Annotated in this window: 18 protein-coding genes; 7 read left to right on the top strand and 11 right to left on the bottom strand. The window is 66.6% G+C overall.

From position 1 onward, the window contains the following. The first annotated feature begins 95 nt into the window (after nt 1–95). From HU751_RS08580 to HU751_RS08570, 3 genes are all read left to right on the top strand, one after another. Nucleotides 96–905 (top strand): cytochrome C assembly family protein, encoded by an 810-nt coding sequence (locus tag HU751_RS08580; protein WP_186734851.1) that lies wholly within the window; start codon nt 96–98, stop codon nt 903–905. Between the two features lie 9 nt (nt 906–914). Beyond that, a complete protein-coding gene (locus tag HU751_RS08575; protein WP_186734853.1) occupies nt 915–2102 on the top strand; it encodes a transporter associated domain-containing protein in 1188 nt (395 codons plus the stop codon). 242 nt (nt 2103–2344) lie between these two features. Then, nucleotides 2345–3649, top strand: a complete 1305-nt coding sequence (locus HU751_RS08570) for an MFS transporter (RefSeq protein ID WP_062574980.1) — start codon at nt 2345–2347, stop codon at nt 3647–3649. Between the two features lie 78 nt (nt 3650–3727). On the opposite strand, the gene purT is transcribed toward HU751_RS08570, so the two are convergent. From purT to HU751_RS08545, 5 genes are all read right to left on the bottom strand, one after another. Further along, on the bottom strand, nt 3728–4909 hold the full coding sequence (gene purT / locus HU751_RS08565; RefSeq protein WP_050704195.1) for a formate-dependent phosphoribosylglycinamide formyltransferase: 1182 nt from the start codon (nt 4907–4909) through the stop codon (nt 3728–3730). 119 nt (nt 4910–5028) lie between these two features. Then, nucleotides 5029–5496, bottom strand: coding sequence for a VUT family protein (locus tag HU751_RS08560; RefSeq protein ID WP_050704194.1), 468 nt, complete (start codon nt 5494–5496; stop codon nt 5029–5031). A gap of 86 nt (nt 5497–5582) precedes the next feature. Beyond that, nucleotides 5583–5780: a DUF1289 domain-containing protein gene (locus tag HU751_RS08555; RefSeq protein WP_028691596.1), complete on the bottom strand. Its 198-nt coding sequence runs from the start codon at nt 5778–5780 to the stop codon at nt 5583–5585. After that, complete coding sequence (locus HU751_RS08550; RefSeq protein ID WP_186734856.1) at nt 5770–6294, bottom strand: gamma carbonic anhydrase family protein; 525 nt, start codon at nt 6292–6294, stop codon at nt 5770–5772. The genes HU751_RS08555 and HU751_RS08550 overlap by 11 nt, the downstream gene beginning before the upstream one ends. A gap of 45 nt (nt 6295–6339) precedes the next feature. After that, nucleotides 6340–6939, bottom strand: a complete 600-nt coding sequence (locus HU751_RS08545) for a CoA pyrophosphatase (RefSeq protein WP_186734858.1) — start codon at nt 6937–6939, stop codon at nt 6340–6342. 137 nt (nt 6940–7076) lie between these two features. Between HU751_RS08545 and HU751_RS08540 the strand changes: the two genes are divergently transcribed. The 4 genes from HU751_RS08540 (at nt 7077) to HU751_RS08525 (ending at nt 14357) form a co-directional block, all read left to right on the top strand. Continuing rightward, nucleotides 7077–7631, top strand: a complete 555-nt coding sequence (locus HU751_RS08540) for an NUDIX hydrolase (protein ID WP_186734860.1) — start codon at nt 7077–7079, stop codon at nt 7629–7631. Between the two features lie 20 nt (nt 7632–7651). Further along, entirely contained in the window at nt 7652–8215 is a 564-nt protein-coding gene (locus HU751_RS08535) for a L,D-transpeptidase family protein (protein ID WP_186734862.1), read from the top strand. A 234-nt stretch (nt 8216–8449) separates the two neighbouring features. Then, nucleotides 8450–12499 carry a hemagglutinin repeat-containing protein gene (locus HU751_RS08530; protein WP_186734864.1) on the top strand — a complete coding sequence of 1350 codons (4050 nt, stop codon included), beginning with the start codon at nt 8450–8452 and terminating at the stop codon, nt 12497–12499. A gap of 175 nt (nt 12500–12674) precedes the next feature. After that, nucleotides 12675–14357 (top strand): ShlB/FhaC/HecB family hemolysin secretion/activation protein, encoded by a 1683-nt coding sequence (locus tag HU751_RS08525; RefSeq protein WP_186734866.1) that lies wholly within the window; start codon nt 12675–12677, stop codon nt 14355–14357. 1 nt (nt 14358) lies between these two features. Here HU751_RS08525 and HU751_RS08520 read toward each other — a convergent pair whose 3' ends face one another. Genes HU751_RS08520 through gspH form a run of 6 tightly spaced genes read right to left on the bottom strand, consistent with a single transcriptional unit; the run spans nt 14359 to nt 17950 of the window. Continuing rightward, a complete protein-coding gene (locus tag HU751_RS08520) occupies nt 14359–15018 on the bottom strand; it encodes a general secretion pathway protein GspN (RefSeq protein ID WP_186734868.1) in 660 nt (219 codons plus the stop codon). After that, a complete protein-coding gene (gene gspM / locus HU751_RS08515; protein WP_186734870.1) occupies nt 15015–15401 on the bottom strand; it encodes a type II secretion system protein GspM in 387 nt (128 codons plus the stop codon). Before gspM ends, HU751_RS08520 begins: the two co-directional genes overlap by 4 nt. Then, nucleotides 15398–16459 carry a GspL/Epsl periplasmic domain-containing protein gene (locus HU751_RS08510; protein ID WP_186734872.1) on the bottom strand — a complete coding sequence of 354 codons (1062 nt, stop codon included), beginning with the start codon at nt 16457–16459 and terminating at the stop codon, nt 15398–15400. Before HU751_RS08510 ends, gspM begins: the two co-directional genes overlap by 4 nt. Beyond that, a complete protein-coding gene (locus HU751_RS08505; RefSeq protein WP_186734874.1) occupies nt 16456–17046 on the bottom strand; it encodes a prepilin-type N-terminal cleavage/methylation domain-containing protein in 591 nt (196 codons plus the stop codon). The genes HU751_RS08510 and HU751_RS08505 overlap by 4 nt, the downstream gene beginning before the upstream one ends. Further along, entirely contained in the window at nt 17043–17411 is a 369-nt protein-coding gene (locus HU751_RS08500; protein WP_186734876.1) for a type II secretion system protein, read from the bottom strand. The genes HU751_RS08505 and HU751_RS08500 overlap by 4 nt, the downstream gene beginning before the upstream one ends. Beyond that, nucleotides 17408–17950 carry a type II secretion system minor pseudopilin GspH gene (gspH, locus tag HU751_RS08495; protein ID WP_186734878.1) on the bottom strand — a complete coding sequence of 181 codons (543 nt, stop codon included), beginning with the start codon at nt 17948–17950 and terminating at the stop codon, nt 17408–17410. The genes HU751_RS08500 and gspH overlap by 4 nt, the downstream gene beginning before the upstream one ends.

The raw sequence follows: 17950 nt of genomic DNA, 5'->3' as shown, positions 1-17950 counted from the left end.
GACCATCGGCTTGCCCCGCGATTGATACGCAGTCTTCCTTGCCCACCGCGATCTATGCCAAACTCCGTCCCTTTAGGGCTTGCCTGCCAGGACTTATGTTCTCTTCACCCAGCCTCATCCCCAATCTGCTCGCCGCCTTCCTTTATCTGGCCGCGACCGTCTACCAGGCCACCGGACTGGCCCGTGGCGCCCGCGCCGACAAACGGCTGCTGGGCCTGCTCGGCACGCTGGCGGTGGTCGCCCAGGGCGGCGCCCTGTTCTTCCAGCTGATCACGCCCCTGGGCCTAAGCCTGGACTTTTTCAGCGCCGCCAGCCTGATCGCCGTGGCGGTGATCGGCCTGACCCTGCTCGCCTGCCTGAGCATCCCGGTGGAGAACCTGCTGGTGCTGCTGTTCCCGCTCGGCGCGGTGACCGCGCTGCTGGCCCAGTTCGCCCCGCCCGGCACGGTGCCGCTGATCAACGAAGAGCCCGGCATCCTCGCGCATATCCTGCTGTCGATCCTGGCCTACGGCCTGTTCACCATCGCCGTGTTCCAGGCCCTGCTGCTGTTGCTGCAGGACCACCAGCTCAAGCACAAGCATCCGTCCGGGCTGATCCGCAACTTCCCGCCGCTGCAGACCATGGAAAGCCTGCTGTTCGGCTTCCTCTGGGCCGGCTGGGTGCTGCTGTCGCTGTCGCTGATCTCCGGCTGGCTGTTCCTCGATAACCTGTTCGCCCAGCACCTGGTGCACAAGACCCTGCTGGCCTGCGTGGCCTGGATCGTGTTCAGCGTGCTGCTGTGGGGCCGCACACGCCTTGGCTGGCGCGGTCACAAGGCGATCCGCTGGACCCTGGCCGGCTTCTGCCTGCTGATGCTGGCCTATTTCGGCAGCAAGCTGGTCCGCGAATTCATCCTGCATATCTGACGGCCGCCCATGGACACCCTGCCGTACGCCCCGCTGCTCGGCATCATCGCACTGGCGCTGCTGTGGTCGGCGCTGTTCACAGCGGTCGACAGCGCCCGCCAGCAAGCCGCTGGCCAGGGCGACGCCACCCTCCCCGCCCAGGGTCTGGTGCTCGGCGCCAGCCTCGGCAAGCTGCTGGTACTGGGCCTGGCCTGCCTGATCGGCCAGCGCTACGACGGTGAGCACGGTTTCTGGCTGGCGGGCCTCGGGGCCACCTTCACCCTGCTGGTGCTCGCCGACTATCTGCCGCGCCGCCTGGCCCGCCGCGATCCGCAAGCCTTCATGAGCCTGGGCGGCAACCTGCTGAAGTGGCCACTGGCGCTGCTGCAGCCGCTGGGCTGCCTGCTCGATGGCTGCGCCAGGCTGATCCTGCGCCCGTTCCGCGTGCAGCCCACCGCGGTGGCCCTGCACCCGCAGGCAGACGACGACTTCGACGAGGACGGCCCGGTCGACAACACCCGCAACGGCCTGCTGGAAGGCCTGCAGGCGCTGGACAAGATCACCGTCAACGACATCCTGGTGCCGCGCAACGAAGTCGACGGCATCAACCTCGACGACCCCATCGAACGCATCATCGAGCAGCTGATCGTCAGCCGTCACACCCGCCTGCCGGTCTACCACAACGACATCAACCAGGTCGAAGCGGTACTCAACACCAAGCTGATCAGCCATTTGCTGCCACGGGCCGAGCTGACCCCGGAGAAACTCCAGGCGGCCTGCTACGAACCCTACTTCGTCCCCGAAAGCACGCCGTTGCAGATGCAGTTGCTGAACTTCCACAAGCAGCAGCGGCGCATGGGCGTGGTGGTGGACGAATACGGCGAGGTGCTGGGCATCGTCACCCTGGAGGACATCCTCGAGGAGATCGTCGGCGAATTCGAGGACGAGCAGAGCCTGGACAATCCTCACGTCCATCCTCAAGCCGACGGCCGCTTCGTCATCGAAGGGACCGCCTCGCTGCGCGAGATCAACCGCACCCTGGGCTGGCACCTGCCCTGCGACGGCGGGCCAAAAACCCTCAACGGCCTGGTCACCGAGGCGCTGGAAAGCATCCCTGCAAGCGCAGTCTGCCTGAAAATTGGCAGATATCGGCTGGAAATCCTCGAAACCGAGGATAATTGCGCAAGCAAGGTACTGGTCTGGACACTGACTCGCTAGCTATACTCAGGTCACGCTTACCCAGCCCTGCCGTCCCGCTCGCTACCCGCACCCGGCGCCCGACGGCCAGTCCGCACCACTGACACGCCCCGCGGTCCTGCTTCAGCACCCCGAACAGCAACCGCTCACCGCCTATCCCCTGGGCTATCGTCAGTCGCGCGACCAACAACAATACGCTCCGGCTCCCGTGTGCCCGTCACATGGGCCGTGCCCCATGGAGCATGACTGTCAGGGACCTTCGCATGACTACCAGCAGCACCTACGCCGAACCTGCCTCGGCAACACCGGTCAATTCACCGGCCCGGGTGGCCACCGCCAGTTTCATCGGCACCGCCATCGAGTTCTACGATTTCTATGTCTACGCCACTGCCGCCGCGCTGGTGATCGGGCCGGTGTTCTTCCCGTCCGGCTCCGGCACCGCGCAGATGCTCGCGGCCTTCCTCACCTTCGGTATCGCCTTCCTTGCCCGCCCGCTGGGCTCGGCGCTGTTCGGCCACTTCGGCGACCGCATCGGACGCAAGTCGACGCTGGTCGCCTCGCTGCTGCTGATGGGCGTGTCCACCACACTGATCGGCGTGCTGCCCGGCTATGACAGCATCGGCGTCTGGGCCCCGATCATTCTTTGCCTGCTGCGCTTCGGCCAAGGCCTGGGGTTGGGCGGTGAATGGGGCGGCGCGGCGCTGCTGGCCACCGAAAACGCGCCACAGGGCAAGCGCGCCTGGTTCGGCATGTTCCCGCAGCTGGGCCCGTCGATCGGCTTTCTCGCCGCCAACGGCCTGTTCCTCACCCTGGCCCTGGTGCTCAGCGATGAGCAGTTCCGCGAATGGGGCTGGCGCATTCCGTTCCTACTCAGCGCGGCGCTCGTACTGGTCGGCCTGTATGTGCGCCTGAAGCTGGAGGAGAGCCCGGTGTTCGCCAAGGCGGTGGCCCGTCACGAACGGGTGAAGATGCCGGTGGTCGACCTGTTCGCCCGCTACTGGCTGCCGACCCTGCTGGGCGCCGCGGCGATGGTGGTGTGCTACGCGCTGTTCTACATCTCCACGGTGTTCTCGCTCAGCTATGGCGTGACCACCCTGGGCTACAGCCGCGAGACCTTCCTCGGCCTGCTGTGCTTCGCCGTGGTGTTCATGGCCCTGGCCACACCGCTGTCGGCCTGGCTCAGCGACCGTTACGGGCGCAAGCCGGTGCTGGTGGTCGGCGGCCTGCTGGCGATCGCCTCGGGCTTTACCATGGAGCCGCTGCTGACCTCGGGTTCGACCACGGGCGTGGCGCTGTTCCTGGCCATCGAGCTGTTCCTGATGGGGGTGACCTTCGCGCCGATGGGCGCGCTGCTGCCCGAGCTGTTCCCGACCCATGTGCGCTACACCGGCGCCTCGGCGGCCTACAACCTGGGCGGCATCGTCGGCGCCTCGGCGGCACCGTTCTTTGCCCAGAAACTGGTGAGCATGGGGGGATTGAGCTGGGTGGGAGGGTATGTGTCGGTGGCGGCGGTGATCAGCCTGATTGCCGTGTTGTGCCTGAAAGAAACCCGTAATACCGAGCTTTGAATCAATCGCGGGGCAAGCCCGCTCCCACGCCAGACTGATACTGGCGTGGGAGCGGGCTTGCCCCGCGATCGTTGCAGATCAGAACTCGACCTTTACCGCCTGCGAAGCACGGGTCGCCTTGGCTCGCGCCGCCTCGACCGACTCGTCGCGGGCCAGGCACACGCCCATGCGACGGGTGCCGTTGATCTCCGGTTTGCCGAACAGGCGAATGGCGGTATCCGGCTCGCTCAGGGCGGCACCGAGGTTGGCGAAGCTGGTCTGCTGCGACTGGCCTTCCGGCAGGATCACCGCCGAGGCGGATGGGCCAAACTGGCGCACCACCGGGATCGGCAGGCCGAGAATGGCCCGGGCATGCAGGGCGAACTGCGACAGGTCCTGGGAAATCAGGGTCACAAGGCCGGTGTCGTGCGGACGCGGCGAGACCTCGCTGAACCACACCTGGTCGCCCTTGACGAACAGCTCCACGCCGAACAAGCCACGCCCGCCCAGCGCATCGGTGACCGCCTGGGCCACGCGCTGCGACTCAGCCAGTGCCTTCGGGCTCATGGCCTGGGGCTGCCAGGACTCCTGGTAGTCGCCCTTCTCCTGACGGTGTCCGACCGGCGCGAGGAAGGTGGTGCCGCCCACATGGCGCACGGTCAGCAGGGTGATCTCGTACTCGAAGTCGATGAAGCCCTCGATGATCACCCGGCCCTTGCCGGCGCGGCCGCCTTCCTGGGCGTAGTCCCAGGCCTTGCGCAGGTCATCGTCGCCGCGCAGCAGGCTCTGGCCCTTGCCCGAGGAGCTCATCACCGGCTTGACCACGCACGGGTAGCCCAGGTCGGCCACGGCCTTGGCGTAGTCCTCGTAGGTGTCGGCGAAGTGATACGGCGAAGTCGGCAGGTCGAGCTCTTCGGCCGCCAGGCGGCGGATACCTTCACGGTTCATGGTCAGCTGGGTGGCACGGGCGGTGGGCACCACGTTGAAGCCTTCGTTTTCCAGCTCGACCAGGGTGGCGGTGGCGATGGCCTCGATCTCGGGCACGATGTAGTGCGGCTTCTCGGCCTCGATCACCGCGCGCAGGGCGACGCCGTCGAGCATGTTGATCACGTGGCTGCGGTGCGCGACCTGCATGGCCGGCGCATTGGCGTAACGGTCCACGGCAATCACCTCGACACCCAGGCGCTGCAGCTCGATCACCACTTCCTTGCCCAGCTCGCCGCAGCCGCACAGCAGTACACGGGTCGCGGTGGGCGACAATGGGGTTCCGATACGGGTCATTTCAGGTCCTCGAAGGCGTCCGGGGCCGCGCCACGCTGGCTGCCGCCCGCTGAAAAATGGACCCGTATTCTACAAGATTCCATGGCAGTGGGCTTGCCCCGCGATGGTAGCGACGACGATCAGCCGGCCAGCGCCGCGCGCCGTGCCCGCCAAGCCATGATCAACCACACCGCCGTGACCCCGGCGAACTTCGAGGCCAGCGCCGTGCCGATCACCGCCGGGGTTAGCGCGCCGATCATGCCGAAGAAGATGAAGGTGTCCACCGGGATGCTCAGCGCCGAACTCAGCCACAGGCGGTCACGCAGGGGCCGGCGGGTGACGCTGAACACCAGCCAGTCGATCAGCTCGGAGACGAAGAACGCGGTGGCGCTGGCCAAGGCGATGGCCGGCTCCGACGTCGCATAGGACAGCACCAGCGCTACCAGCATTGCCAACAGCGCACCGTGGCCGTAGCGGGTCTGCACCATGTCGCGCAGGATGAACACCAATCCGCCCCAGGCGGACCAGATCACGTCCAGGTGCGGCGCGCTGGAAAAGGCGTAGTTGATCAGCACCACGCTGCTGATATAGGCGATGAGATAGAACATGGTCTTTGCGTTCGGTGGGCCAGCCGCACAGATTAGCGCCGGCCCCATCGCGGGACAAGCCCGCTCCCACGCCACGGGCGTCAGTATTACAGGCCTATCACCAGACCCGCCGCCAGCGCCCGCTCATGGCACTTCTTCAGCACCTCCCGGCGCTGTTCGTTGTCCATCCGCCCCCAACGGGTGATCTCGTCCACCGTGCGCTGGCACCCGGTGCAGATATCCTGCTCGTCCAGCGCGCAGATGCTGACGCAGGGCGAGGCCACGGGCCGTTCGTCAGTCTTCATCGATCACCAGCTCGCGCGCATAGCGCTGGGCGTTGTGCACGTAGTGCGCGGCGCTGGCCTCGAGCATGCGCTTCTGCTGCTCGGTGAGCTCGCGCACCACCTTGCCCGGCGAGCCCATCACCAGCGAACCGTCGGGGATTTCCTTGCCTTCGGGAATCAGCGCATTGGCGCCGATGATGCAATGCTTGCCGATCCGCGCCCCGTTGAGGATCACCGCGTTGATGCCGATCAGGCTGTAGTCGCCGACCGTGCAGCCATGCAGCATGACGTTGTGGCCGATGGTCACGCCACGGCCGATGGTCAACGGCGCGCCCATGTCGGTGTGCATCACCGTGCCGTCCTGGACGTTGCTGTCCTCGCCGATGTCGATCAGCTCGTTGTCGCCGCGCAGCACCGCGCCGAACCAGACGCTGGCACGCGCCTGCAGGCGCACCTTGCCGATCAGGGTGGCGTTGGGCGCGGTCCAGCTCTCGGGATGGGTCTCGACCCGCAGGTCGCCCAGGCGGTATTTCATGTATCGCTCCTCACGGTTGAACGTCAGTGGCGGGGTGTGCCCCGCTCAGCTTTTGATGAAACGCTCGGGTGGCTGGTGCAGGCTGATGCCGGCATCGAACAGCAGGTTGACCAGTTCGACGATCATGATCGCCGACAGCCCCCAGATCTTGTAGTCGCCGTAGCGGTAGCTGGGCACGTACCAACTGCGTCCCTGGTAGTCGATACGATGGGTATGCTCACGAGGGTCCTGGCGGAAGAATTCCAACGGCACGGTGAACACCGCGGCAATTTCCGCGTCGTTGGCGCGGTACTCGACATAGTCGGGGATCAAGCCGACGAACGGTGTCACTTTAAGACCGTGCAGCGAGATCACCGGGCTCAGCGGCCCGATCACCTCGACCAGCCCGGGCGGCAGGCCGATTTCTTCCTCGGCCTCGCGCAGGGCGGTAAACACCAGGTCGGGGTCTTCCGGATCGCGTCGGCCACCGGGAAAGGCAACTTCGCCGCCGTGGGTCGACAGGCCCTGGGCGCGCAGGGTCAGCACCAGCTCCGGCTCTTCGCTGCGGGTAATGGGCAGCAACACCGCCGCTTCGGGGAAACGGCGGTCCGTCTCCAGTGACGCGGGGGTATGGTTGCTCATTCGGCGAAGAAGCTCGTCCAGCATTACGCACTCTCGTGTCCAAGGCCTGCTGTGCATGATGCACCAAAGCCGCGAGGCACCCAAGCCCCGCCCGCAGGCCGCTTGCGGTGGGCGGGCCGGGCGCGCCAAGATAGTCCGACCCCATTGGAATGAATGTAAGCATGAAATTCTGCAGCGCGTGCGGCCAACCGGTCACCCAGCGGATCCCCGAAGGCGACAGCCGCCTGCGGTATGTCTGCGACCATTGCCAGACCATCCACTACCAGAACCCCAACATCGTCGCCGGGGTGCTGCCCACCTGCGGCTCGCAGGTGCTGCTGTGCCGCCGCGCCATCGAGCCGCGCCGGGGCTTCTGGACCCTGCCCGCCGGGTTCATGGAAAACGGCGAGACCCTGGATGCCGCCGCCCGTCGCGAAACCGTCGAGGAGGCCTGCGCCCGGGTCACCGAGATGAGCCTGTACCAGCTGTTCGACCTGCCGCACATCAACCAGGTGCACGTGTTCTTCCGCGCCGAACTGGCCGACCTGGACTTCGCCGTGGGGGTCGAGAGCCTGGAGGTGCGCCTGTTCGAGGAACACGAGATTCCCTGGGGCGAGCTGGCTTTCCGCACCGTCACACGCACACTAGAATGCTATTATCGCGACCGCATCAGGCAGCACTACCCGATAGGCCATGAATACCTGCCGCCGATGAACGTTTCGTCGTCCACCACATAAGTCTTCAGGGATACGGTTTCATGCGCTGGCTGCTTGCCCTCTTCTGCCTCAGTGTCGCCTCGGTGTCGCAAGCCGCCTTCACCGAGACCATCATCCGCAAGACGCCGTCGGCCGTGCCGTCGCCGGTCCAGCCCGCCGCTGGCGGCGTCCAGCAGGAACGGCTGATCGACAAGGTGCTGGTGATCAAGTCCGAACGCCGCCTGCAGCTGATCAGCCGCGGCGAGCCGCTCAAGACCTACCGCATCTCCCTGGGCAAGCAGCCCAAGGGCGCCAAGCAGCGCGAGGGCGACAAGAAGACCCCCGAAGGCCTGTACTGGCTGGACTGGCGCAAGGTCAGCGACCGCTACAACCTGGCCATGCACATCTCCTACCCGAACATCACCGATGCCGCCAAGGCCCGCAGCGAAGGCGTGGCCGCCGGCAGCATGATCATGATCCACGGCACGCCGATCAACGAGGAGTACCCCGAGTGGTACTTCCACACCCTCGACTGGACCGAGGGCTGCATCGCCATGCGCAACGACGACATGCGCGAGGTGTGGAGCATGGTCAAGGACGGCACGCTGATCGAAATCCGGCCCTGAACCACCCTCGACAGCTTTCGATTAAAACAAAGGCCTGTCCCGCTCATGCGGGGCAGGCCTTTGTCTTTCACCGCCTATATTCCCTTTCGACGCATAACTGCTCACTTTTCCTACGCACACAGTAGCCTTCCTTTCTACTGTGCGATGGCTTTGAGCCATACAAATGCCATTACCAGCATTCTTAAAATTCCCGCAAATGATTTCTCGGTTTCATACATCATTTGCGAGGTTCTCATGCACATCCCTGCTCTCACGACCAGACCGGACACTTTACGCTGGGCGGTGTTCCTCGCCCTGCTGGGCAGCACCCAGGTCGAGGCGCAAGGCGCCCTCACGCCGACGCCCGGCCCTGGCGGCACCCCGATCATCGACAATGGCCATGGCGTGCCGGTCATAGACATCGTCGCGCCCAATGCCAGCGGCCTGTCGCACAATCAGTTCCTTGACTACAACGTCGGCAAGCACGGCGTGATACTGAACAACGCCCTGCAGGCCGGGCAATCACAGCTGGCCGGTCAGCTACACGCCAACCCGCAGTTTCAGGGCCAGGCCGCCTCGACCATCCTCAACGAGGTGGTCAGTCGGAACGCCTCGCGGATCGAAGGCCCGCAAGAAATCTTTGGCCACAAGGCCGACTACCTGCTCGCCAATCCCAATGGCATCACCCTCAACGGTGGCAGTTTCATCAACACCACCCGTGCCGGATTCCTGGTCGGCAACCTGGACATCCAGGACGGCCAGCTCAAGCACCTCGACAGCCGCAGTGCCAGCGGCACCCTGCAGGTGCTGGGAGGCGGCCTTGGCAATGCCAGCGGCGCCCTCGACCTGATCGCCCCGCGCATCGACAGCAAAGGTCCCCTCCTGGCCCAGGGCCAGTTGAACCTGACCGTTGGTCGCAACCGGATCGATGCCGGTAACCGCGAGGTCCTCGAGCACCTGCCCGCCGCCAGCGCCTCCATCGATGCCAAGCTGCTTGGCGCCATGCAGGGGGGGCGCATCCGCATCGTCAGCACCGCCGAAGGCGCCGGCGTACAGGTCGGTGACACCAGCCTGCTCGCGGATCGGGATCTGATTATCCATTCCGCCGGTGACCTGCATGTGCAGGGCAGCGACAGACGCCAGGCCAGCCTCACCAGCAGCACCGGCAAGCTCGACCTGAACGCCGCCGGCGACCTGCGGCTCACCACCACCCAGGGCAAGGCCAGGCAGATCGAGGTCAATGCCGGAAAGAAGCTGACCCTGGACACCGTCACCCGGGAAAGGGTGCAGGTAGACCCTATCAGCTGGAAAAGGGAATGGCTGTTCGTCCCGGTCGAAAGCCGGGAAGGCAACACCCTGACGACCAGCCGCCAACAACTGGGCAGCCGGTTGCGCGCCGAGGACAGCCTGAACCTGCGGGCAGGCACCGCCCTGCAGTTGACCGCCGCGCAGCTCGAAGCCGACAACGACCTGCGACTGAGCAGCGGCGGCAAGCTGACAATCAGCGGCGCGGTAAACAGCGAGACGGTCAATGAGCAGGTCGACCATCGCGTCTATCTGAACCACACGGACAGCGACAGTCGGTCCTATACGGAGCAGGTCAAACCTAGCACGCTCAAGGGCGGTACTCTCGTCGCCAGTGCCGCTGGCGATCTTCAGGTTCGAGGTGCCACCCTCGAAGCCCGCAGGGCCCTGGCGCTTGAGGCCAAAGGTGAGCTGAGCATCGAAAGCATGGAGGAGCAGGCCCACACCCAGCGCTCCACCGACAAGCGCCACGTCACCGCCAGAGCCGGCCAGGCCCAGCCAGGGCAGGATAGCCAACCAGGCTCGCGCCAGTACACAGCAAGTGTCGGCTATGAAGTGTTGCACAGTGACGAGCAGACCGCCGCCACGCGCCAGGCCGCCAGCACCCTCAGCGGCGCATCCGTCAACCTGCGCAGTGACCGCAAGCTGACCCTCAGTAGCTCCGACGTAAAGGCCAGCGCCGGGGGCATCCGGGTCTCGGCCGGCGAAGTCGACCTTGGCGCCGCCTACAACGGCGAGGCCAGGCAGACGATCGATACCCGCTCCAGCGCGGCGCTGAGCGTCACCGGCGGCACGCAACGTCTGGGCCTCGGTGTCGACGCCTACCGTGGTCCGACAGGCCAGAACGAACGTGAGGCCAGGGTGCGCCGCAGCACCTTGCAGACCAGCGGCGACCTGCTGCTCGACACCACGAAACTGACCACCACGGCGGCGCGGCTACAGGCAGGAGGTACACTGCAGGTAACCGCCGACAGCATCGACAACCGTGCGGCAGCCAATACCAGGGAAACCGAGACCCGCCTCGACAACTGGGATGGCCACCTTGGCGTCAGCACCGACTACCAGCACATTACCCGCCCTATCGAACGCCTGTTCAGCGGCAAGCAAACCGATAACGCTGCATCCGCCTCGCTCACGGACACATTGGCCCCACCGAAGACCGCCGTCGGACTGTCCATCGGGCACCAGGCACATCTGCAGAAAGACACCGACAACACCGCACAAGTCAGCACATTCACCAGTGGCAATGTCACTGTCCAGGCCAGACACATCAAGGACGAGGGTAGCGATTACAACGCCAGGGCCGGCAGCTTGCGAATCGAAGCCGATGACCACCAGGCACTGGCCGCCAGAGACCGGAAAACCCGTGAGATAAATAACAGCTCACAAGGTGGCGGCCTGCAGGTGGGCACCACCCTGGGCACCGACGTCAACGCGAGGCTCGAAGGCAAGCACGACAGCCTGATACAGCTGGAGCACACGTCGCTGGCCCGTGTCGGCAGCCTGCGCGGCAGCAACGGTGTACGGGTGCAACTTGGGCGTGATGGGCACTACGAAGGTACCCGCATCGATGGCGGCAATGCGACGGTCAGCCTGAACAGTGCCGGCAACCTGACCCTGGCTGCGGCCCACGACCTAACCGGCAAGACCGAGACAAGGCTTGATGCCAGCCTGGCGGCCAAGGGCGGTATCGGCCTGCTCGGCCCCCGGGGCGGCCTGGACGGCAGTCTTACGCACAGCACGCTCGAGGAGCACACCAGCAAGGCACAGGTCGCGCAGATCGACGGCAAAGGCACGGTCGTGCTGTCCAGCGCGGGGGACATGCGCCTGGAAGCCACGCGTATCAGCAGCCGTGAGGGCGATATCCGCTTGCACAGCGATGGTGTACTGAGCGTGACGGCCGCCCACGACTCGCGCAAGAGCGAGGGCAGGACGCTGGGTGGCGGGCTGGATATCACCGGTGGTACCACGGGTGGCGACCTCAGCGGCCATGGGACCATTGCCTGGGTCAACGAACAGGGCAGCACAGCCGTTGGCGCGCAGTTCACCGGCAAGGGCGCGCTGCAGCTCACCAGCCTCGCCCGTGAAGGGATCGCGCTGCAGGTGCAAGGGCTGCAGGCCAGTGCCAGCCGGGTTGGCCTGGATGCCCGCAATGGCGGTGTGCTGATCGAGGCGGCTGGCAACACCGAGCGACATGACAACCTTGCCATCACCACTGGCGGCGGCTTCGAGCTGGCGGCCACGGCGCTCGGCGGCATCAACGGCCAGGTCGCCCTCAAGCTGGACAAACGCGACAACACCACCTGGCTCGACAGCAACCTGCGCGCCGACCTGGTCGACCTGCGCAGCCAGGGCGATACCCGTATCGAAGGCGCCCAGGTGCTGGCCAAGCGAATAGAAGGCAAGGTCGGCGGCGAACTGCTCGTCACCAGCCGCCAGGACCGGGTCGACAGTCAGACCCTCAATGTCGACGCCAGCCTGACCCAGAAGCAAGCCGCCGAAGGCCCTGTCGAATCGACCAGCCCACTGGAGGCGCTTGCCAGCGGCAACATCGGAGAAATAGCCGGAGCGCTCTGGGACAGCATCACGGCAAAGTTCACTCCCTCTCTCAAGGCTGATTACAACCAGCGCAAGAACGACACCGTCAACCAGCAGACCCTGCTTTCGGGCACCCAAGGCATTGAACTGGAGGTTGACGGCGATACCCGTCTGGCCGGCGCCACGCTGCGTGCCAGCGAAGGCCAGGTCGAGCTTGGCTATGGCGGGGTCACCCGCAAGGCCTTGAGTGGTCGCGACTACCAGCGGGAGGTGAAGGTCGATGCGTCGCTCTCGCCCGTCGAGCTGGCAGGCACACTGTTCTCGTTCATCAAGAACAAGATCAAGGGAAATGACGGTGCCGACAACGGCGACAAGCCACTCGACATCGGCCTGGTCCGCACCAGCGGGCACAACCGCAGCGTCGAGTACGTTTCGAAGATCGAGGAGGGCCGCAGGTACTAAGTCCGCTTTCATGGAACATAACGTAATTCCTTGATTTAACTGGGGAAACGTGGGAGCGGGCTTGCCCCGCGATCACCGGCTATGCCGGTGCCATACACCGCATCGCGGGGCAAGCCCGCTCCCACGCTGGAACTCTGCTCCCTGCACAACGGCTCCGTGACCAGACCAGATGCCAATGACCACACAACGACCCCACTCAATCGCCAATACGCGACACATCCCCCAACTCCTGCTTGCCTTCCTCGCAACGGCAATCCCCCTGGCCCAGGCCGACCCGGCCAGCCAGCAACTACGCGACCAGCAGCAGACGCTACGAAAGCTGGAGCAGCAACAGCGCCTTGAACGCTGGCAACGTCCCCAGCCCTCCACTGCCCTGGACGCCACCGACACAGCCCTCACCGCGCCCGACCAGCACTGCTGGGCGATCAGCGGCGTGCGCCTGGCCGGCAACCGCACACTCGATAGCCAACAGCTGGAACCGACCGTGCGCGCATGGTCTTCCTCGTGCATGGGCGTCACCGAGATCGACCACCTGCTCAAGCAACTGACCCGGCACTACGTCGAGGCCGGCTACCCCACCAGCCGTCCCTATGTGGCCAGCCCGCCCGAGCACGGCGCGCCACTGGACATAGTCATCGTCGAAGGGCTCATCGAGTCGATCGAGCTGGCCGACGCCGACCTGCCACTCTCGCTACGCGGCGCGTTCCCCGACCAGCTGGGCCAGCCGCTTTATCTACCGGACCTCGAACAGGGCCTGGATCAGCTCAACCGGCTACGCGCCTATGACCTGGAGATGGCCCTGCTGCCGGGTGAGTTGCGCGGCGGCACCCGTGTCGTGGTCGAACCACGACGGGTCGCCTCGCCCGCGCACCTGGACGCCCACTTCGACAACCGCGGCGGTGAGCACACCGGCCGACATCGGCTCACCCTCGGCCTTGGCCTGGACAGCCCGCTGGGGCTGAACGACGACCTGCGCCTGTCGCTGAACTCAGTGGTGTTCGGCGCGCCCGGGCAAAGCGAAGGGACCAACCTGTACTACAGCCTGCCCCATGGCCGCTGGACCTTCACCCTCAACGCCAGCCGCATGCGCTACCGCGCGCCGATCCCGAACACCCGCCATGCCAGCAGCGGTCGCAGCGAGTTCTTCGGCCTCGGCGTCGAGCGCGTGCTCTGGCGCAATCACCAGGGCATGCTCAGCGCCAGCGCCCGGCTGGACCGCAAGCAACTGGTCAACCGCTTCGGCCCTGCCGTGCTGGCCCTGCAGAGCCCGACCCTGGCCACCGTCGAGGCCGGCCTCAACCTGCTTTGGCTCGAAGGCGGGCTGTGGAACGCCTACCTGGGGCTGAGCCAGGGCATGCACTGGCTCGGCGCCGACCGCCCGTTCGTCCACAAGCAGGCGCCACGACCGGACTTCACCAAGTACCGCGTCAACCTGCTGCACCTGCGCCAAGGCCCCGTCCAGTGGCCATGGCGCTGGCAGAGCGAACTGGCCCTGCAATACAGCCCCCATGTGCTGCCCGCCGTCGAACAGATGTCACTGAGCGATCATTCGGCCGTGCGTGGTTTCCGCCAGCACAACGTCTCCGGCGCCAGCGCTGGCGCCTGGCGCAATACCCTGAGCCAGCCACTTCCGTTGCTGGTACAGGTGCGCCCCACCCTAGGCCTGGACCTGGGCTGGGCCCGCTATGCTCGCAGCAGCCCGTCGCAGCGCCTGGTCGGCGCCTCGGCAGGCGTCGAGCTGAGCCTGCCACGCAGCCAGCTGCGCCTGGACTACCAGCGCGGGCTGTATGCCAGCGATCGACCACGCAAGGCGCTGGAGCAAGGCTTCTGGGTCGCGCAGTGGTCACTGAACATCTGAGCTACCAGCTCAGCCGGCGCTGCCCGACGCTGTCCTCCGGCCCCAGCCATTGCAGGCCGCGCAACACCGGCGTCAGGCCGGCATCGGCCGACATTGCGAAGTCGAGCTGCGCCCGTCGTGCCACCAGGTCGGCCTCCAGGCCGAGCTGGTGCTGCCCTTGGCGAACCAGCCCAGCGACCAGCCGCCAGCCCTGGCGGCAGTCCATTTCCAGCGTCCCCTGCCCCAATCCCAGGGACCACGGTGCACTCAACGCCAGGTCGGCCACCGTGATCCGCCCATCGGCGGCCAGGCAACGCTGCCCCGAGCCTTGCAGGCTGATGCCCCCTTGCCACTGCCCGGTCAGGCGGTATCCCAGGGCCGTGCTGGGCTGCGCGCCCACTGCCTGTAGCCCGGCCTGCCAACGCCACGGCCAACCGCTCAGGCGCCCTTGCCAACCCTGGCCTTGAAAGCCCAAGCGCACCTGCAGGTCGCGCTGCCATGGTCGCCATGTCCATTGCAGCGGTCCTGCCGCACCCAGCCGGGCGGCCTGCCCTTGCCACAGGCTGCCGCTCACGCCCTCGGCCGGTAGCCCGAACCCCGCGACCAGCCAGCGCGCCGGCAGCTCGGCCAACAGTGTCAGGCCGAACACCAGGGCCACCCACAGACCTGCCCGCCGCGTCATGGCCGCAACCGCACGGTAAAGCGCAGCCCCTCGGTATCCCGCTCCAATCCCCACTGCAAAGGCTGCGCGCCATCATCGCGCAAGGCCTGTAACCAGCCCTGCAGCGCCTGGGCATCGGCCACCTTGCCACGCGCCAGCCAGCCTTCGTCCTCGGGCTGCACCTCGGCCAACTCGATGTGTCGCGCCTGGGCCGACTGGTGCAGCCCTTCCAGGGTCAATGCGGGTTGCTGCGCTTGCACCGTCAGCGATTCGGCCAGCGCCCGCCACTGCGCCTGCTCGCGCCAATAGGCGATACCCTCGCGCAGCGCCAGCAGCGCAACCAACAGCGCGACGAGGCCCCAGGCCAGCGATAGCCGATGCTGCTGCAACCATTCGCGATTCATGCTGCGCTCCCCAGGTCGAACACCACGCGACGCGCTTCATCTTCCACCTGGACCTGCACGCCGATCGCCGTGGCCATGTCCTGCCAGGGCGCGACGTCGCCCTCGCCTTCCAGCTCCAGGTGCCAGCGCTGGCCGTCGTACCGCACCGCCCGCACCTGCCAGCCAGGGTGATCGCTCAACCAGGCGTGGACCTGCGCCTGCACCGCATCGAGCAGACGCAGGCGCACCTGGCTTTCACCGGCGTCGTCCCGCAGGCGCCTGAGCGCCAGCGCCGCCTGGCGCGGTGTCGCCTGGGGACCGGTCACCGCCAGCACCTGGGCACGATAGACCTGGGCCTGTCGCCACTGTTGCCCGCACCACAGTCCGCCCCACGCCAGGGCAAGCGCCAGGCAGGCGACGGCCAGGCGCGATTGCCCGCCCGGCAAGCACGGGCGTGAGCGGGCACGTCGCGCCTCGAACACCCCCGGCAGGCCATCGAGCGGCGCCAGCACCTCTGGCCATGGGCCCTCGATGCATTCGGCGTCATCGGCCAGCCAGTCCAACGCCGGCGGCAGGCCGAGCACCTGTGGCCAGGCCAACCAACGCGCCTGGCTTTTGTACAGGCTCGTCGTCCCTCGTCGCCAATGCCAACCCGCCGCGCCCACGCTGTCGGGTAGCAGCTGGAACTCAGCCCAGCAACGCTCCACCGGCAGCGCCCAGGCGGCGCACTGTGCACGCCATTCGTCCAGCATCGCCCGCGCCACCACCAGCAATTGCACCTGCCCCGCGTGACGCCCGATACAGGCACACAGCACCTCATCGACGCCTTGCAGCAAGCGGTCCTCGACCAGCAACGGCCACTCCTCGCGCTTGAGCCCCGGCGGCGCGGCCACTTGGAAGTGGCTGCAATGTTCGCCGGGGACGATCAGGGCGACGCGCGCCTCAAGCCCTGGCGGTGGCTCCCCCAGTCCCTCGCGCACCGGACGGCCCTGAATCACCAGCAGCCACTCCCAGACCTCACCGGGGCGCAGCAGCAGCCAGGGTTGGGTCGGCGCCCGGCGGCGCCATTCAAGCTTCATGAGCGCCCCCAGGGCAGAACGAAGGTGCAGGTAAACGGTGCTCCATCACGCACTAGCTCCACGCGCACACCCCGCCCGGGGTGCGTCGGTTGTTCGGAAGGCCAGGCCAGCCAGCGGCCGGACTGGTGGTAGAGGATGTTCATCGCGCTGACCCGCTCCAGCCGTTCGCGCATCACCCATTGCGGGGTCGAGGCAGCGTAGAGCTCGGCCGAGGTTTCCAGCAGCAGGCGTTGTTCGCGGGGCTCGAAACGCAGACGCTGGCGTTGCAGGCGCGAGCCGCCCTCAGCCTGGGGCCAGGCAGCGGCGGCCACCCACAGCAGTTGCTGGCGGTCGGGTTGCCAGTCGAGCCAGCGCGGCGCCAGCGGCAGACGCTGTTCATACACACGGCGCAGCACCGGGCTGTCGAAACGCCGCTCCAACGCCAGGCAAAAATCCAGCACGCCAGTTTCGCGCACCTGTTCGTCGAGCCGCTCGCGCACCTTCAGCCAACCGTTGACCAGTGCCGACAGCAACACCCCGAGCAAGGCGGTGAGGGCCAGAGCCACCAGCAGTTCGACCAGGGTCATGCCCGCCTGGCGCCGCTTCATGGCCGCTCCAGGAACACGGTGTACTGCCCCAGCGGCAGGCGCTGGTCGCGGTCGGCATGCAGCAGCAGTTCGCCGCGACGCAGGTCGCGCACGCCGGTACGGCGCAGTTGCAGCTGCCAATGGCAGGCCTGCCCGCCCTCGACCAGCACACCGCTGTCCTGGTTGGCCGCCGGCCAGTACTGCTCGACGACGAAACGCGCCTGCAGCTCACGGGCGCACAGCAGGCCCAGGCGATGCTGCTGCACGGTGTCCTGTACGGCCAGACGCTGGCGCAGGACCTGGCTAGTGATCACCGCCAGGACTGCGGCGATGCCCAGGGCCACGCTCACTTCGAGCAAGGTGAACCCCCGTTGCCCGCGCTTCATGGCATCACGCTCACGCGCAACTGGCCACTGCGGTCCCAGTCCCAACGCCGACCGCCCTCGGCCCAGCGCCAGCGCACGGTGCCCGGGCGGGCCCAGCCATCGGGGGTGAACAGCAGTGCGGGCGTCTGGCTGGCGGGCCAGTCCGGGCGCAGGCCCTTGGGCCAATCGCCCAAGGCCACGGCTTCCACCTGCCATTGATCCCCTTGACGGCGCACGAACTCAGGCCGCTGTCCGTTCCAGCGTATCCCCCGCAGTTGCCCGGCATGGCGCGCCAGGTCAGCCTGGGCCACGGTGGCGGCAGCCAGGCGGTCAAGGGTCTGGTCGACGCTGCTCCTGCCGCTGTCGAGCCAGGCCACCGCCAGGCTGGTCATCAGCGCTGCGATGGCCAGCACCACCAGCAGTTCGAGCAGGCTGAAGCCACGCTGTTGGATCGCGACAGCGTGGGAGCGGGCTTGTCCCGCGATAGCGGTGGCATGGCCAACATTGCCATCGCGGGGCAAGCCCGCTCCCACGCAGTTGCACTCACTTCGGGCAGACAT

Source organism: Pseudomonas peradeniyensis (assembly GCF_014268935.2).
GTDB lineage: Bacteria > Pseudomonadota > Gammaproteobacteria > Pseudomonadales > Pseudomonadaceae > Aquipseudomonas > Aquipseudomonas peradeniyensis.
The sequence above is the reverse complement of the archived record's forward strand: the minus strand, read 5'-3'. Positions and strand labels throughout refer to the sequence as shown.

Coding starts and splice junctions, on each gene's coding strand:
- HU751_RS08580 (WP_186734851.1), top strand. CDS start 96: ATGTTCTCTTCACCCAGCCTCATCCCCAATCTGCTCGCCGCCTTCCTT.
- HU751_RS08575 (WP_186734853.1), top strand. CDS start 915: ATGGACACCCTGCCGTACGCCCCGCTGCTCGGCATCATCGCACTGGCG.
- HU751_RS08570 (WP_062574980.1), top strand. CDS start 2,345: ATGACTACCAGCAGCACCTACGCCGAACCTGCCTCGGCAACACCGGTC.
- purT (WP_050704195.1), bottom strand. CDS start 4,909: ATGACCCGTATCGGAACCCCATTGTCGCCCACCGCGACCCGTGTACTG.
- HU751_RS08560 (WP_050704194.1), bottom strand. CDS start 5,496: ATGTTCTATCTCATCGCCTATATCAGCAGCGTGGTGCTGATCAACTAC.
- HU751_RS08555 (WP_028691596.1), bottom strand. CDS start 5,780: ATGAAGACTGACGAACGGCCCGTGGCCTCGCCCTGCGTCAGCATCTGC.
- HU751_RS08550 (WP_186734856.1), bottom strand. CDS start 6,294: ATGAAATACCGCCTGGGCGACCTGCGGGTCGAGACCCATCCCGAGAGC.
- HU751_RS08545 (WP_186734858.1), bottom strand. CDS start 6,939: ATGCTGGACGAGCTTCTTCGCCGAATGAGCAACCATACCCCCGCGTCA.
- HU751_RS08540 (WP_186734860.1), top strand. CDS start 7,077: ATGAAATTCTGCAGCGCGTGCGGCCAACCGGTCACCCAGCGGATCCCC.
- HU751_RS08535 (WP_186734862.1), top strand. CDS start 7,652: ATGCGCTGGCTGCTTGCCCTCTTCTGCCTCAGTGTCGCCTCGGTGTCG.
- HU751_RS08530 (WP_186734864.1), top strand. CDS start 8,450: ATGCACATCCCTGCTCTCACGACCAGACCGGACACTTTACGCTGGGCG.
- HU751_RS08525 (WP_186734866.1), top strand. CDS start 12,675: ATGACCACACAACGACCCCACTCAATCGCCAATACGCGACACATCCCC.
- HU751_RS08520 (WP_186734868.1), bottom strand. CDS start 15,018: ATGACGCGGCGGGCAGGTCTGTGGGTGGCCCTGGTGTTCGGCCTGACA.
- gspM (WP_186734870.1), bottom strand. CDS start 15,401: ATGAATCGCGAATGGTTGCAGCAGCATCGGCTATCGCTGGCCTGGGGC.
- HU751_RS08510 (WP_186734872.1), bottom strand. CDS start 16,459: ATGAAGCTTGAATGGCGCCGCCGGGCGCCGACCCAACCCTGGCTGCTG.
- HU751_RS08505 (WP_186734874.1), bottom strand. CDS start 17,046: ATGAAGCGGCGCCAGGCGGGCATGACCCTGGTCGAACTGCTGGTGGCT.
- HU751_RS08500 (WP_186734876.1), bottom strand. CDS start 17,411: ATGAAGCGCGGGCAACGGGGGTTCACCTTGCTCGAAGTGAGCGTGGCC.
- gspH (WP_186734878.1), bottom strand. CDS start 17,950: ATGTCTGCCCGAAGTGAGTGCAACTGCGTGGGAGCGGGCTTGCCCCGC.